We start from the raw sequence: 15,998 nt of genomic DNA, 5'->3' as shown, positions 1-15,998 counted from the left end.
CTCTTTAACCTCTATACTACACATGACAAAACCACAGGTTAGGATGATTCACTTGGGAAAAGAAATCCAGTTAGAAACTACTTCTAAATACATAAGTCAATTTCGAAAAGGCTTCCCTTTAATAAATAAGGAAAATGTTATTTTTCCACATAATGAGGAAATAAAAGAAGGAACAATTATTAAACTAGTTGATTCAAAAGGTCTTTTTGTTGCAAGAGGTTACTATGGTAAGCAAAATAAGGGACTTGGATGGCTCTTAAGTTGGAAGGAACCAGAAGAAATCAATAAAGAATTCATTTACAAAAAACTTCAAGCTGCAATTAATCAGAGACTTCATTTCTTCTACAATGAAGAAACAACAGCATTCCGTTTGTTTAATAGTGAAGGCGATGGTTTTGGTGGCATCACGATTGACTATTTTGATGGATATTATTTAGTTCAATGGTACTCAAAAGGAGCTTATACATTTAAAGAAGATGTCATTCAGTCTCTTAAAGAATTAACCGATTACAAAGGAATTTATCAGAAAAAACGATTTGCAGAGGATGGAAAATACGTTGAAGAAGATGATTTTGTTGATGGCCATCGCCCTACCTTCCCTTTATTAGTGAAGGAAAATGGGGTTCAATTTGCTATCTACTTAAATGATGGAGCTATGGTAGGGGTCTTTCTGGATCAACGAGAAGTCAGAAAACGAATACGCGATTCCTATTCAGAAGGTAAACAAGTACTTAATACCTTTTCCTACACAGGGGCTTTTTCTGTGTTTGCAGCACTTGGCGGTGCTACAGAAACGACAAGTGTTGACTTAGCTAATCGCAGCTTAAGTAAAACCATTGAACAATTTAGTGTGAATGGTATTGATTATGAAGCTCAAAAAATTATCGTAGAGGATGTATTTAAATACTTTAAATATGCCGTGAAAAAAGAACTTTCCTTTGATTTGGTCATTCTGGATCCCCCAAGCTTTGCCCGTTCTAAAAAACATACGTTTAGTGCAGCAAAAGACTATAAAGACTTGCTGAAAGAAGCCATTTCCATAACAGAGGATAAAGGCGTGATTGTAGCTTCAACCAATTGCAGTACCTTTAATATGAAAAAGTTCAAAGGATTCATTGATAAGGCCTTTAATGAATTGAATAAATCCTACAAAATTCTCGAAGAACACACTTTACCTGAAGACTTCAAAACCATAAACCAGTACAAACAAGCTGACTATCTAAAAGTCGTATTCATAAAAAAAATGTAATGAAAGGGACGGACCTCCAATTTGGAGGTCCGTCCCTTTACCCACAGATAAATGACAGAATAGTCTGTCATTATTTCCTCGGAAACCGCATAATGTGACATTTAATTAAGAGAAATGTTGAAATAAATCGAATGAGAGGTGTTAATGTTGAATAAGGCTATTTTTTTAGATCGTGATGGAGTTATTAACGAAGTAAAGACATCAAGAGTAAGGTTTGTAAATCAGCCTCATCAATTTTATTTCCTAGAAGGTTCCCTTGAAGCTATAAAGATTTTATCCCAGGCAGGCTATCTAATTTTTGTTGTTACGAATCAAGGCGGAGTTGGATTAGGGTATCTTTCAATAGATCAGCTCCAATCCATCCACGATTATATGGTGGATGAAATAAAATCTTCAGGTGGAAATATTCATGACATTTCATGCTGTATTCACAAACCACATGAAGGCTGTGCTTGCAGAAAACCTGAACCAGGGATGCTTTTGGAATTAGCCCAAAAATACGATATAGACTTGTCCTCTTCTTATATGATTGGTGATCGTGAAACTGATATAGAGGCTGGTAGCAGAGCTGGCACAAAAACCATATTACTATGCAGCGACGATGCTTCTAGACACATTATTCAAGCTGATAAGTTATTTAAAAATTTGTTGGAAGCCTCATTTTATATAGCTGCAAATTAATGGACACTTATACTCTCCATGAAGCTTTAATCTCATTAACCATACATCCCTTCTGTATTATATAGGGGCACCAGCTCATTTGAACATTTTCTTCATAGGCTCACCAATTATTTATTGCACCACTGCTCATTACCAATTAAACTAGACTAGTGATTCATTCTTCCTATACATTATGTCCCGTGATTGATACAAGAAAAACGTTAAAGGTGTGAGATAAAATGAATGTTCTAGGAAAAGGAGTTACTCGTTTTTATAAATGGATTATTTCTTTTTGGATAATTGTAGCTGGAGTCTTTGGTTATTTTGCAACTGAATTACCTTCTATTTTAGGGGGAGATGGTTTTAGAACTGATGGAGAATTTGAATCTGTTCAAGAAGAACTGTCATCCTCATTTGATTTCCCTGAGTCAACCATTCTATTGTTAATGGAAAAAGAAAGTTCTCAAAATAAGGAGGATTTCAATCAATCCATTCAACAAACAATAAAAGAAATTGAAAATCTCGAGCTTACTGCCTCCATTCAATCCCCTCTTCAAAACGATGAATTGAAGAAAAAGGATGTTGCCTATGCTATCCTTGCATTTGATCATTCAGATATTTCTAACGAGATCAAAACGATTGAACAATTAATTGATGACAACCCCGGCCAATCTTTGACAGGAGCTTCTATCATTAGTTCTGATATCAACAAAGCTAGTCAAAATGATTTAAAACGTGCAGAACTTATTGGATTACCTGTTGCAATGATAGTCCTATTATTTGCTTTTGGATCAGTGATTGCTTCTATCGTTCCGGTATTGATTGGTGTAGTTACTGTTGTATCTGCTTTTGGCATATTAACGTTGGTTGGCGGTTCTGTGGAACTATCCGTTTTCTTACTAAATGTTGTTCCTATGATTGGCTTAGCATTAAGTATCGATTTCTCTCTATTATTTATTAATCGTTATCGAGAGGAATTAAAAAAGGCCTCTATCAGAGACGCGATTCAAACAACTATACGCACAGCTGGTCGATCAATTATCTTCTCTGCTGTTTGTGTTTTTATCGGCTTAGGTGCCATGTTGATCATCCAAATTGATATCTTTCAAACAATTGCCATTGGTGGAATGGTCGTAGTCTTGTTAGCTGTTATTTCTGCATTGAGCTTACTTCCATCTGTCCTTCTTGTCCTTGGACACTCTCTAAATAAATGGATGATTATTAAACAGAAAAATAGTAACCAAAATAAGTGGAGAAAATTTTCAGGATTTGTCATGAAACGACCTATTATGTTAGCGGTTTTAGCATTATCCGTTTTGGCTATTGGTATATTGCCTGTTCAATCCATGAAGCTATCAATACCAGATTCAGAGGCACTCCCTACAAGCTTTGAATCACGCCAAGCGATTGATACCATTCAAAAAGAATTTAAAACCAATGAAAACAGTATAGTTTATGTTGTAGCTGAACGACCAAATGGTTGGACATCCAAAGAAGGCCTTAAAGAGCTGGATCAATTAATCGCAGAACTTAAAACAGAATCCAGCGTTTCGTCAATTGAATCCATTTTTTCTGTAAGTGACATACAATCAAGTGAGAAGCTTTTTCTAGCTCTTCAAAAACCTGAAACTTCTCAAAAGATAGAACCAGCCTTAAATTATTTTATTAAAGAAAATAAGGCTCTTCTACCCGTTCACTTATCAATCGATGCATCTTCGAGCAAAGCTCAAGAACTTGTTCGAGCTTGGAGTGAAAAAGACTGGTCTCACCCCTTGCAGTTTGGAGGACAAGTGAAATTTAACCAAGAAATTTTTGATGAAATTTATAACAAAGTTGGATTATGTCTGATCGTCATATTAGGCTCTACTTACCTTATATTAATGGTCGCTTTTCGTTCTTTAGTTATTCCTTTAAAAGCGATCGTAATGAATATGATCAGTCTGACTTCCACTTTTGGAATTCTCGTATGGATATTCCAAGGTGGGCTTTTCGGGATACCACAATCGGAAATCGCTTTAGTGTTACCGGTTCTTGTTTTTAGTTTAGTATTTGGATTAAGTATGGACTATGAAGTCTTTCTTATCTCTAGAATTCATGAAATTTATCAGGAAACAGGAGATAATACTTTGTCAACCATTGAAGGGCTTACTTCAACAAGTAAAATCATTACCTCTGCAGCCCTAATTATGATTGTTATCACAGGGGCATTTGCTTTTACGGGTGTTATGCCTGTGAAACAAATCGGGATTGGCATTGCCATCGCTATTTTTATAGATGCCACCATTATTCGTATGATCCTAGTTCCTTCTTTAATGAAGCTCCTAGGGGATTGGAACTGGTGGATGCCTTTTCGAAATAAGAGTAAACAATATTTAAAAGCTCGTAAAGCATCATAAAACGAATTTGAATTTACCCCCATGCCTTGTCGCATCGGGGTTCTTTTTTTGACTTCCCTCCTCCTCGCATTCCTTGTTTTATCGTTTTCAAAATAGGGAAATCTATGTTAGAGTACTATGGAACTTGTAGGAACGGGAGGAATCAATTTGAAACAATCCGAATTGCTTCAAATAATTCAGGGGCATTATCCCTTTGACGTTTTAACAGAAGAACAATTACATGATATTATTTCAGGATCAAAATACACTACTTTTAAAAAGGGTGAATTTCTTTTTCATGAGGATGAAACTGTCGAAGAACTCGATATTTACTTTATCGTTTCTGGTTTAGCAAAAAATGTTCTCCATCGCTCAAGTGGAAAGCAATATTCTTTGAGGTTCTACTATCCAGGGGATTTAATTGGAATTATGATAATGCTGACAAGTGGTGAAATGACCTTTTCTGTACAGGCCATGGAAGACTGCAACGTTTTCCGTATCCGAAAAGATCATTTATTAGATGTGATGACAAGGAATAATGATTTTTCAAAAATCATTTTCGAAAGCATCGGAAATAGAATGAAGACTTTATATGATGAAATAAAAACTAAGTCTGCTACTGAAACAGATGATGAAAACATTACACTATTCCGTACAAAAGTTCACACTCTTATGGAACGTCCTGTATTTATTAAAGAATATGATACGATCATAAGCGCTGCAAGGAAAATGAAGGATGAAGATACATATGGTTTGGTTGTCGTTGATGACAACCATAAAATGCTTGGCATTTTAACTCAACGAGAAATTCTATCTTATATCACAAATTCTCCCCTGTCTGAATCGGTAAAGGATTGGATGAAGAAAAAACCATTTTGGATTCGTGATGAATCTTTTGCATATGAAGCACTCTCATACTTTAAACATGAAGAAGTTGACTTTGTTCCGATCATTCGCAATGATGCTGTGGTTGGTGTATTAACAAGTACCTCTTTCCTTAATATTCAGGATTCCAACTATCTTGACTTATCTTATAAAATACAAAAAGCTCTCACGAATGATGAGCTCGTAAAATTAGCCACGGTAAAGAGTAAAACCTTCCAACAATTTATCGGTGATCTTCTTCTTCAAGATAGCTTGGGCTACGATATTTGTGAAGTTATTTCAAATTATAATGATCGACTACATCGTAAGATTATTCAGTTATCCGAAAGAGAAATGCGCCAAGAAGGGTATGGATCTGCACCAATCAATTATTGCTTTATTGTAATGGGCAGTCAAGGACGTAGTGAACAGGGTTTCCATACAGATCAAGATAATGGAATCATATTAGATGACTATAATCACTTAACAAATTTAGATAAAGTTGATCATTACTTTCAAGCTTTCACTGAGAAATTGAATCTAAAACTGGCAGCTTGCGGCTTTCCTGAATGTACAGGCGGTATCATGGCTAAAGAGCAAAAATGGAAGCGCTCCTACACTGATTGGAAAAGAGCAATAGATCAGTGGCTGCATGAAATTGATGCACAAGAGGTTCAAAATATTACTATGTTTTATGATTTCAGACCAATTTATGGAGACTATTCAATTGCAGAAGAGATAAGAAGTTACTTGGCTGAAAAATCAAAACGATCATTGAATATGCAGCAGCTGTTGAGAAAAGATGCTCTTCGGTTTAAGCTCCCTGTAGGGCCATTAGGAAGAGTGAATCTCAAACCTAAGAACCACCTTTTTAATATTAAGAAGTCCGGGCTCCTTCAAATCGTAAATATGGTTCGCATCCAATCTGTTAAATACGGGGTAAAAGAAGTGAATACCATTAAAAGACTTCAAGCATTAAAAAATATGCAAGCATTTCACCCCAGAGATGCTGAAAATGTAAAAACAGCTATGCATATTCTATTATCGATGCGAACTCAACAAAACCTACATCAGCTTAACGAGGGACTACCATTAAGCAACGAAATTGATATGCGTACTTTGACGAAAGAAGAACGTCAAAAGTTAAAGGAGTCGATACAAATAGCCAACCGTCTCCAACAAGTGATGGAAATAAGCTTTAATAGGAACCGGGTGGTCTAATGAATGAAATCGGAATCAATGTAGGCTACAGAATATTAAAATATTATTTATGGCAGCAGTTTTTCTTTAGAATCCAAGTGAAACGCGAGAAAATAAAGCCCTCCTATCAAAAATTAACTAAAACACTTAAGGAGTTTGAAGAAGAAAAACCAACTTTACAAAGGAAGCACTTGTCAGACTGTACATTCACCATTTTTGATCTTGAAACAACTGGATTTTTCCCTGAAGTAGGTGATGAGATTATTTCAATTGGAGCTGTTAAAATTCACAATGGGAAAACTTATAGTAAAGACACCTTCTATCAAGTCATAAACCCCCTTCAAACCGTATCAAGACGTACAAAGAAGTTTACCGGGTTAAGAAGAAAGGATTTTGTAAAAGGTGCCACTCTCCCCATTGGTTTAGAGCGTTTTTTAGAGTATTGCAAAGGAACAATTTTAGTAGCTCATCCAGCGAGCTTTGATATCAATTTTTTACAAAAACGGGTAAATAAATGGGAACTTCCTAGCTTTGACCCGGAATATGTAGATAGCTTCTCTTTGGCAAATGAATTACTAGATAGAGATGATTGTTACTTAGACGATCTCGTCCAACGTTTTAATATTGAATACCGTAATCGTCACCACGCACTAAATGATGCCATTATGACGGCTGAAATCTTCGAAAAACTTTTAAAGCTTTGTTACAAACAAGAAATCCATACGATTCGTGGACTACATGAAAAGATCAACGAGGAATCATTTGGATAAACCAACATAAAGAAGACTCTTGAGATCAGCCTCAAGAGTCTTCTTATGTTATAGTTCATTTACAATTATCGGATTTGTCCGGTTCCATGCATCATATATTTTACAGTTGTTAATGCAGGTAGCCCCATTGGTCCTCTAGCATGTAATTTTTGAGTGGAAATACCAATTTCAGCTCCGAACCCTAATGCTCCACCATCTGTGAAACGAGTAGAGGCATTATGATAAAGGGCAGCTGCATCAACTAGCATCATGAACTTCTTGGCTGTTTCATTGTTTTCAGTCACAATGGCTTCTGAATGCTTCGTCCCATATTGTTCGATATGATCTACTGCTTCATCCAGAGATGTAACGATTTTCACAGCAATATCTAAGCTAAGGTATTCATTTGCCCAATCTTCTTCTCCAGCTAATTTCGCGTCTGCAATGGCTTCTACTACCTTTTCATCACCATGAATCGTAACATTGCTTTCGTCTAATTTATTTACAAAAGCATCTTTATTTTCTTTAAACCAATCTTCGTGGATGATGACAGTTTCAGCAGCATTACATACAGCTGGACGGTCCGTCTTAGCATTTATAAGAATATTCAAAGCCTTTTCTACATCTGCATCTTTATCAATATAAATATGACAGTTTCCAACGCCTGTTTCTAGTACAGGTACAGTGGCATTATTCACAACGGCATTGATTAATGCACCACCACCTCGTGGAATTAATACATCAATCTGTTCTTTCATTGTAAATAATTCACTTGTAGCTTCACGGTCAGTTGTGTTAATGAATTGAACAGCATCTTTTGGAATGTCTGTCTGCTCTAAAGCTTCATGCATAACATCTACAATTGCTTTATTAGAAGTTATTGCATTTGAACCACCTTTTAACACAATAGCATTCCCTGACTTAAGTGCTAAACCAGTTGCATCTACTGTTACGTTTGGTCGTGCCTCATAAATCATTCCGATAACGCCTAGTGGAACTGTCACCTTTTGTACCTGAAGTTGGTTTTCAAGGTCCCAATCGGATACAACTTTACCCGTTGGATCTTCTAGTTCGGCCACTTGACGAAGTCCGTCGGCGAAATCCTGGACGCGTTCTTTTGTTAGTGATAAACGATCCATAAAGGCATCTTCAAAGCCCTTTTGTCTACCTCTCTCTAAATCTTTTTCATTTTCATCTAGGATGGACTGATACTTTGTTTCTAGATGATCCGCAAGAATGTGAAGTGCTTTGTTCTTTTGCTCAGTCGTTAATAGGCTAAGTGTTTTCGAAGCTTTCTTCGCCAGCATTGCTTGTTTTTTTACATCTGTTTTTTCTATTGTTACAGTCATCAAATTCCTCCTGATTATTTTATATTTCAAATATCATTTTTATAAAGGGAAGTTGGAAAAAAGTATATGATTCAATTTACCTTCTTCTTATTTCCTTATTAGACTCCGACTGGAATTGGAACCTCAACATGACAAACGAGATGATCAATCTCAACAGCAATTTGATCCTCTTGAATATCTGTTGGATTTTTCAATTGACCAGAGCGATAGTTTACCATTCCAAGACCTATTTCTTCCTTAGTATTGTCAATGATTCTCACTACTGCTCCTTTGTCAAAACGTCCTTCCACTGTATAGATGTCATTAATCGTTAAGCTTTCTTTCTGTTCTAAAATGCGCTCTTTTGCATCTAAATCAATAGTAATAACGCCTTCAGGTCCTGAATTAAATGCAATCCATTGCTTTTTAGAATCTAAGTTAACAGCATCTTCCTTAGACTCAAAGTACGTGCCTTTTGCTGTATGTTGAACAGCATCATAGATTACGTCAGTATTTCCAGATTTACCAAGGAAAGCTGGAATTCCTGATGCCATAGTTATTTTGAAAGCATCTATTTTCGAACGCATTCCACCTGTACCTACAGAACTGCCAGGCTCACCTGCCATATCTTCAATGCTATCTGTAATTTCATTAACACTTTCCAGTAATACGGCATCTGGATTTTTACGAGGGTCCGAATCATATAAACCATCAATATCCGATAGAATAATTAATTGGTCCGCATCCACTAATGCTGCAACTTTAGCAGATAAAGTATCATTGTCTCCAAATTTAAGGCGATCAATGGTTACAGTATCATTTTCATTTACGATTGGAATAATACCTCTTTCGAGTAATACATTAATCGTGTTTCGGGCATTGTTATAACGATCTTCATCAGAAAAATCACTACGAGTGATCAGAATTTGAGAAGCTACGTATCCATGAGAGATAAATAGATCAGAATAAGCTTCAATTAATAATCCTTGACCAATAGCTGCAGCTGCTTGCTTCTCTGGTAAAGAGCTAGGACGCGTTAGACAGCCAAGTTTACGGTATCCTGCTGCAACGGCTCCTGATGAAACAAGTAATACTTCATGACCGTCATCCTTTAAGCGTACAACTTCATCTACTAATCGTTCTAATTTTCTACGACTCATTTCTCCATGTAAGCTTGTTAATGAACTACTTCCTATCTTAATAACAATACGTTTCTTCTGACTATTCTGGGACATTAAATCACTCCTAGTAAAAAGGTCCGTCCCTCGCCCCCTACTACATTTGCAGGGACGGACTTGTATTTCTTGTTTGTTGGTAGTTTGTTTTAATGAGGTTATTTATATGGGTTATTTTTAGTTGATTAGTTGGTTACTAACTGTTTGGACTGTAAGGAAGAGCTGATTTCTTTAGATCTTTTTTCTGCTCCTTTTACAGCTTCTGAGATGGCTTTACCTCCGCCGAACTCGGCTAGTGCATCAAGTCCTGCAGCTGTTGTTCCATTAGGGGATGTTACATTTTCTCTAAGTTGTGTTGGTGTTTCTTCACGCTCTAACATCATTTTTGCAGCACCAAATATTGTTTGTGCACCAATTTTCCGAGCTAGCTTTGGATCTAATCCCGCTTCTGCACCCGTTTTTTCGATGTGCTCCATTAAATAGTAGAAATAAGCTGGACCACTACCGGCAATTCCTGTGAATATATCCATTTGAGTTTCTTCTATAATAAATACTTCACCAATTGTAGATAGTAACTCTTTTGCATTATTCATATCTTCTTCAGAAGTAAATCTACCTGCACTAATGGCAGTTGCAGATTCTTTAAGCATACTTGAAGTGTTTGGCATTACTCGAATAACTGATTGACCTCCTGGAAGCTGTTCTTCCATATGAGATGTCGTTATTCCAGCAAGAACTGACATAATTACTGTATCTTTTCTTACTAAATGGTTTATTGAATCTAAAGCTTTATCGATATCCTTAGGTTTCATTGCAAGGATTAACATATCTATTTCATTAAAATTTAACTTATCTTTTGTCATTGCCGTAATGTTATATTTTGCTTTCATCTCTTGAAGTCTACCTTCATTACTTCGATTAGAAACTATTATTTGGTTTGAAGGTATTTTCCCGCTTTGTACAGTACCAGAAATCATTGCTTCCGCCATATTTCCTGCACCTAGAAAAGCAATCGTTTTATTTTTCAACAATCAAATCCACTCCTGTTAGTTTAACTTCAATGTCATCATTTCATATAAAATTAGTTTTAAAATTTATTCATTATTTAATAGATGATTTATAAAAAATGTATTGTTGCTGCGCCTTTTGTTCACAACGTTATTAATCGTAACATGCTGATGAATGATATCAAGAGAATCAAAGGAAGTAGTAAGGAAATCGTCGAAATAGTTAGTGGAAGCGCTATCATTACCATTTCAGTTATTCAGATTCCTTCTAAAGGCCTTATATTGGCTCTCAGCCCTTATAATCAGAATTTTCCCTTCTATTTATAAACCAGGTTAAGGTGAAAACCATCGGGAAGATTAAGGATAAAACGTTGAGAGTTTGCATACTTGGAAGGATATCTTGGTTCATTCATTAGAGGTTTCATGAAATTCCATTATTACTGATGATCATGTCGTACTTTCTTGTATTGAATTTATTGCACTATCAGAAGTGGCTTTTAGGTACAGCACTCGAAAATAATATGGTAGGGATTTAATACTTCTATCAAAAGGATATTTTAAAGAAGAGAGTAGTAGTTGATTTCCACTCCAGGATGCTCGCTTTCCGCGGAAAGCGGAGCAGTTTCCCCCACCATCCAGCACACACTGATTGACAAAGCCAGGGCAGAACTCATGTAAAAAACAACAATCTTTGCGAAAAGAGCCATCAAAAAAAACCCACAAGACATCAAATATCTTATGGGCTTTCTTTATTCTTATTCAGTTGGAGCTTCTTCTTTTTTTCCGTTCAAGAAATCTTTTAGTGCCTGTATATTTTCATTAAAATTCAACTCAATGACGGAACCGACTCCACTATAACTATTAAAATCATATGTTCCTTCAACAGGAATCGTTAGCTTATCAATTTCATCACTATTACTTAATAATACATCTTTTAACAATGAAATTTGATCAAGCTTACTCATATTCGTTTCAATATATGGTTGGATCGATCCAGCAAGCTTAGGCAATTTGGTCACACCATCGATTGTTAAGACTTCTTCTTTTAAAGCCGCTATGACTTTTTGTTGTCTTTCTACGCGACCAAAATCTCCTTGTTCGTCTGCACGAAATCTTGCATAACCTAGAAGTTCTTTTCCATTTAAGCTTTGAACACCTGGATCAAGAGAAACACCAATATTTTTAGACATAGCTTTTTCTACATCCATTTCAATACCCTTTGGTGCTAAAATATCAACTGACTGTTCAAAGCCCTTAAAGTCTACCATCATAAAATATTGAATATCTATATCAAAGTTTTGTTTAATTGTTTGTCTTAATAACTCTGGACCACCTAAATAAAAAGCTGTGTTTAATTTGTAATTTTTGTATCCTGGAATTTCAACATAAATATCTCTCATAAACGAAACAAGCTTAGTTTCGTTTGTTTTAGGGTCTACTTGAGCAAGCATCATAGTATCTGTTCGGGATTTCTCTTCTCCCCTACTATCGACTCCCATTAACAGAACGTTAATTTTGCCATTTTCATCTTTCACCCCATTAAATTTATAATCTTCCATGGCTTGACCTTTATCAGCCAATTTAAACCCTTGATAAAATTGAAAAGCTGAATATCCTAATAAACTGATAATCATTAATAATAAAACCAACACAATTTTTCTACCGCGTTTTTTCTTCTTCACTTTACGATCTAAACGTGAAACCATTCCTTCACCTTCTTTATGTCATTCAAGAACTATGATGATAGTATGAAATAGTAATACAGATTGGTGACATTGGCAATCCTATTCTTTTGGTTAAACTACCATAATTCTCAAATGATTTTACTATTTGAAAGTTATTTTATCATATAACTGATAAAATGTATTGATTTGTTATGAAGGTAGATTTCATATTAAGATAGAGGCATGTTGGTCATGAACTTTTATTTAAGTATCTTTCAATCGCTTCCTTTGTTACTTCATATACACCTCTTCCTATTAACTTACCAATGGTTGTTATTGGACCTGCAAAGGGTTCCAGCTGCCCTTTTTGTGAAGAAGCAATAAGGATACTGTCAGTTGGTGTACCCGTAGCTAAATTACCCGTTCTCCTATCTCTAATGTTCATATCTTGAAGTGCCCTGACTTTAGCTTCAGTTGAAGTGACAAGTGCTTCGATATATGCTTCATCAGAAAGATTTCCATTTATAAAGACCCAAGTATTGATAGTTCCTGGATTTGCCTTTGAATCGTATTGATAGCTTGTGGCAACATCAATTGCATTTCCCACTCCTGCAGTTACGATGACAAAAATGGATAGATGATCTAATTGAAAACGCTTGAAAACCACATCCTTAATATCCAATGCAGTCATCATACCAACTGAAAACGTTGGATCTATTTGTTGTTGATTTAGAAAAGCTTTCATATCCTCTTGATAATCTGAACAATCGTACTCAGATGGAACACGTCGATTCACAAAATTTCTAAACCATCCAATTCCAGCTCCAATAATTCCAGAAGACATGCATTTTAATGGACTAGGTGCATGGTAAAAGAGATACTCTTCATTTATTTGAAGGTATTTTTCATTTAGAAGAACATCTTCTTTTTCGTTATCATCTGGAATAATCACCATTTGGGGCTTTGCAATCATAGGATGTGCATGTTTTTGAACCTTTGTTTTATAAACTGCTTCAATATGCTCTTCTTTTAAAACCTCTTCAGGGTGATGTATCAATCTTGTTTTTCCTTCTTCTAATAACAGTAACCGATCACAGTATAAGCTTGCCAGGTTCAAATCGTGAAAGATCCCAATGACTGTTAATTCTTCATATATAGTCTGATTTTTCAACAAATCCAACAAGTTTTTTTGAAAGGATAAGTCCAGATGATTTGTCGGTTCATCCAAAAGGAGGAGTTTAGGCTCTTGAGCTAATGCCTGGGCAAGGAATACACGCTGTCTTTCTCCACCTGATAGCTCATGAAGATAGCGATGTTGAAAAGAGAAAATGCCCGTTTGCTTCATTACGTTTTCTACAATTTCATTATCTCTTACATTTATCCCCCTTAGGAAACCTTTTTGATGAGCATACCTCCCAAGTAAAACAGTATCTTTAACCTTATAAGAAAATGATTCTGATGTAATCTGTGGAAGAACAGCCATATGAGTTGCCAGACCTTTTGAAGAGAAGTGATGTATGTTTTTATTGTTTAGAAAAATTTCTCCTTCAATCAGAGGAAGGATTCCCGTCATAGCTTTAAGTAATGTAGTTTTCCCACTTCCATTTGGTCCTAAAATACCAAAAAATTCTCCCTTTTTAATCTGAAAATTCATATCGTCGATTATTTTTTTGTCGTCATATCCCACGGATACATGTTTTATATCTAACATTATGAAACACCTCTTCTTTTTAAAAGAATATACGCAAACATAGGTGCTCCAATTAATGCTGTAATTACACCGATTGGAAGCTCAGTAGGGGCAATGATTGTTCTTGAAAGAAGATCAGCTAATACCAAAAATCCACCACCCACAATGAGTGATAAAGGAAGTAAATGACGATGGTCGTGTCCTGCAATCCGTCTCAAGAAGTGTGGAATAACAAGTCCAACAAATCCTATTGTTCCAGAAACAGCGACAGCTGCACCTGTTAAAACACTTCCAGATATCAGGATAACAAGCTTTCTTCTTTGAACAGAAATCCCAATATGCTGTGCCTGCTCTTCACCAAAGCTCATCCCATTTAGTTCTTTACTATTGAAGAGTAAGAGTATGACACCAATTAAAAAGAAAGGGATAATAATCAATAGGTAATCCCACCCTCTCATGGACACACTTCCTAATAACCAACCGATGATTTGTCTGAGTTCTTCACCAGTCAATGCAATCATTAATGAGAGTAATGAACCCAAGAAGGAACTAAAGATGATTCCCGTTAAGATAATTGTTTCAACCTTCATTGTTTTTTCAACTTTTTGGGCAAACCATAGGACAAGAAATACAGTTAAAATAGAAAAGATAATACTTAAAAATGGTAAAGAAAATTTACCTACTACGGGTAAACTCAAATTAAAAAACAGAGTGATAACGGCTCCCACTGATGCCCCAGAGGAAACACCAAGTGTATAAGGGTCAGCTAACGGGTTTCTCAACAAACCTTGAAAAGAAGCTCCTGCAATAGCTAAGGAGCTTCCAACTAATAATGCTAATAAAACACGAGGTAAACGTATAGAGAAAACAATATTTGTGTACATCGAATCTATCGTTTGTGGTAATTCAGAGCGGAATATTTTCGCACTAATAATCATGAAAATATCACGAATAGGAACGGAAATTGTGCCAATTGAAATACCTGCCAGAAGTGAAAGCAATAGAAAAACACATGCCATTCCATAAATTATCCATATTTTATTCTGTAAATAACTCTGGATAAATCGATTTGGCAATTTCTTCTACTCCCTCTCCTAATCTTGGTCCGGTTCTAGTCACTAAATCTGAATGAACATCATAGACATTTCCATGTTTCACAGCAGCAATACCTTGCCATCCTTCTCGACTCATTACTTGTTCTTTTGGGTTTTCACTATAATATCCATAAGTAGTAATGATCACATCCGGATTGGATTGAATAACAGATTCCTGGTTTGTTTGAACCCATCCTTCTTCTGTCACAACATTTTCAGCGTTTACAAGTGAAAGAATTTCATCAATGAATGTGTTTTTCCCAGTTGTATATATTTCAGGGGCAGGAGAAACCTCTACATACACCTTTTTCTTCTCTGACACGGTACTGGTTTTTTCTTTTATATCCTCCAGCTTGGACTTCATTTCTGAAACTGTCTTATTTGCATCTTCTTTCTTCCCAACAAGAACTCCTATATTTTCAATTGTAGTAAAGAGTTTTTCGAAGTTCGCAGCGTCCCGTACAATATAAACAGTTACTCCTGCATTTCGTAATTGATTCAGTCCTTCTTCAGCACTTTTTGCTGATGACTCATGCGCCAATACCAAATCCGGTTTTAAGCTTATTATTTTTTCAACATTAAATTCCATACCTCCTACCTTTTCTTTCTTTGTTGCTTCTTCAGGATAATTATCAAAATCTGTTACACCGACTACTTCTTTATCTAACCCCAAGTTAAATAAAATTTCAGTGTTACTTGGAATTAGTGAGACGATTTTTTCCGGTCTTTTTTCCAAGGTAACCTCGTTATCTAAGGCGTCTTTAAGAGTTACAGATTCAGATGATTGTTCCTGATTTACTTCTCCATTTTTTTGTTCCTTCTCCTTCATACCATTTTCATTACTTCCGCATGCTGCCAATAAACTAATAGATAATAAAAAGGCGAATAATACGTTAACTGACTGTTTCATTTTACTTCCCCCTAAATCAATTTTTATCCTACA

At 35.7% G+C, this 15,998-nt stretch carries 12 protein-coding genes; 5 read left to right on the top strand and 7 right to left on the bottom strand.

What is annotated here, in order from left to right; translation table 11 throughout:
• Positions 1-52 precede the first annotated feature (52 nt).
• The 5 genes from IQI_RS13930 to IQI_RS13910 all read left to right on the top strand — a co-directional run bounded on the left by IQI_RS13930 (position 53) and on the right by IQI_RS13910 (position 7,118).
• Positions 53-1,249, top strand: a complete 1,197-nt coding sequence (locus tag IQI_RS13930) for a class I SAM-dependent rRNA methyltransferase (RefSeq protein ID WP_156509914.1) — start codon at positions 53-55, stop codon at positions 1,247-1,249.
• A 147-nt stretch (positions 1,250-1,396) separates the two neighbouring features.
• Positions 1,397-1,930 (top strand): D-glycero-alpha-D-manno-heptose-1,7-bisphosphate 7-phosphatase, encoded by a 534-nt coding sequence (locus IQI_RS13925; RefSeq protein WP_064093869.1) that lies wholly within the window; start codon positions 1,397-1,399, stop codon positions 1,928-1,930.
• A 218-nt stretch (positions 1,931-2,148) separates the two neighbouring features.
• Entirely contained in the window at positions 2,149-4,305 is a 2,157-nt protein-coding gene (locus IQI_RS13920) for an MMPL family transporter (protein WP_064093263.1), read from the top strand.
• Between the two features lie 147 nt (positions 4,306-4,452).
• Positions 4,453-6,369, top strand: a complete 1,917-nt coding sequence (locus IQI_RS13915) for a DUF294 nucleotidyltransferase-like domain-containing protein (protein ID WP_082892724.1) — start codon at positions 4,453-4,455, stop codon at positions 6,367-6,369.
• Positions 6,369-7,118 (top strand): 3'-5' exonuclease, encoded by a 750-nt coding sequence (locus IQI_RS13910; RefSeq protein WP_064093261.1) that lies wholly within the window; start codon positions 6,369-6,371, stop codon positions 7,116-7,118. The genes IQI_RS13915 and IQI_RS13910 overlap by 1 nt, the downstream gene beginning before the upstream one ends.
• A 65-nt stretch (positions 7,119-7,183) precedes the next feature.
• Here the strand turns inward: IQI_RS13910 and IQI_RS13905 are convergent, their stop codons facing one another.
• The 7 genes from IQI_RS13905 to IQI_RS13875 form a co-directional block, all read right to left on the bottom strand.
• Positions 7,184-8,446 (bottom strand): glutamate-5-semialdehyde dehydrogenase, encoded by a 1,263-nt coding sequence (locus IQI_RS13905; protein ID WP_064093260.1) that lies wholly within the window; start codon positions 8,444-8,446, stop codon positions 7,184-7,186.
• A gap of 98 nt (positions 8,447-8,544) precedes the next feature.
• The gene (gene proB, locus IQI_RS13900) at positions 8,545-9,660 is read right to left on the bottom strand and encodes a glutamate 5-kinase (RefSeq protein ID WP_064093259.1); all 1,116 of its coding nucleotides are present in this window, start codon (positions 9,658-9,660) and stop codon (positions 8,545-8,547) included.
• A 125-nt stretch (positions 9,661-9,785) separates the two neighbouring features.
• On the bottom strand, positions 9,786-10,628 hold the full coding sequence (gene proC / locus IQI_RS13895; protein ID WP_408007763.1) for a pyrroline-5-carboxylate reductase: 843 nt from the start codon (positions 10,626-10,628) through the stop codon (positions 9,786-9,788).
• A 734-nt stretch (positions 10,629-11,362) separates the two neighbouring features.
• Complete coding sequence (locus IQI_RS13890) at positions 11,363-12,313, bottom strand: LCP family protein (protein WP_064093257.1); 951 nt, start codon at positions 12,311-12,313, stop codon at positions 11,363-11,365.
• Between the two features lie 208 nt (positions 12,314-12,521).
• On the bottom strand, positions 12,522-13,982 hold the full coding sequence (locus tag IQI_RS13885; RefSeq protein WP_064093256.1) for an adenosylcobinamide amidohydrolase: 1,461 nt from the start codon (positions 13,980-13,982) through the stop codon (positions 12,522-12,524).
• On the bottom strand, positions 13,982-15,037 hold the full coding sequence (locus IQI_RS13880; protein WP_156509913.1) for a FecCD family ABC transporter permease: 1,056 nt from the start codon (positions 15,035-15,037) through the stop codon (positions 13,982-13,984). The genes IQI_RS13885 and IQI_RS13880 overlap by 1 nt, the downstream gene beginning before the upstream one ends.
• Positions 15,000-15,965, bottom strand: a complete 966-nt coding sequence (locus IQI_RS13875; protein ID WP_064093255.1) for an ABC transporter substrate-binding protein — start codon at positions 15,963-15,965, stop codon at positions 15,000-15,002. Before IQI_RS13875 ends, IQI_RS13880 begins: the two co-directional genes overlap by 38 nt.
• Between the last annotated feature and the right edge of the window lie 33 nt (positions 15,966-15,998).

This window comes from Rossellomorea aquimaris TF-12 (assembly GCF_001648555.1).
GTDB classification, from domain to species: domain Bacteria; phylum Bacillota; class Bacilli; order Bacillales; family Bacillaceae_B; genus Rossellomorea; species Rossellomorea aquimaris.
The sequence above is the reverse complement of the archived record's forward strand: the minus strand, read 5'-3'. Positions and strand labels throughout refer to the sequence as shown.

Bases quoted from the DNA above. Each gene is read 5' to 3' on its own strand.
- IQI_RS13905 (WP_064093260.1), bottom strand. From the start codon at position 8,446: ATGACTGTAACAATAGAAAAAACAGATGTAAAAAAACAAGCAATGCTG.
- IQI_RS13875 (WP_064093255.1), bottom strand. From the start codon at position 15,965: ATGAAACAGTCAGTTAACGTATTATTCGCCTTTTTATTATCTATTAGT.
- proB (WP_064093259.1), bottom strand. From the start codon at position 9,660: ATGTCCCAGAATAGTCAGAAGAAACGTATTGTTATTAAGATAGGAAGT.
- IQI_RS13910 (WP_064093261.1), top strand. From the start codon at position 6,369: ATGAATGAAATCGGAATCAATGTAGGCTACAGAATATTAAAATATTAT.
- IQI_RS13920 (WP_064093263.1), top strand. From the start codon at position 2,149: ATGAATGTTCTAGGAAAAGGAGTTACTCGTTTTTATAAATGGATTATT.
- IQI_RS13885 (WP_064093256.1), bottom strand. From the start codon at position 13,982: ATGTTAGATATAAAACATGTATCCGTGGGATATGACGACAAAAAAATA.
- IQI_RS13890 (WP_064093257.1), bottom strand. From the start codon at position 12,313: ATGGTTTCACGTTTAGATCGTAAAGTGAAGAAGAAAAAACGCGGTAGA.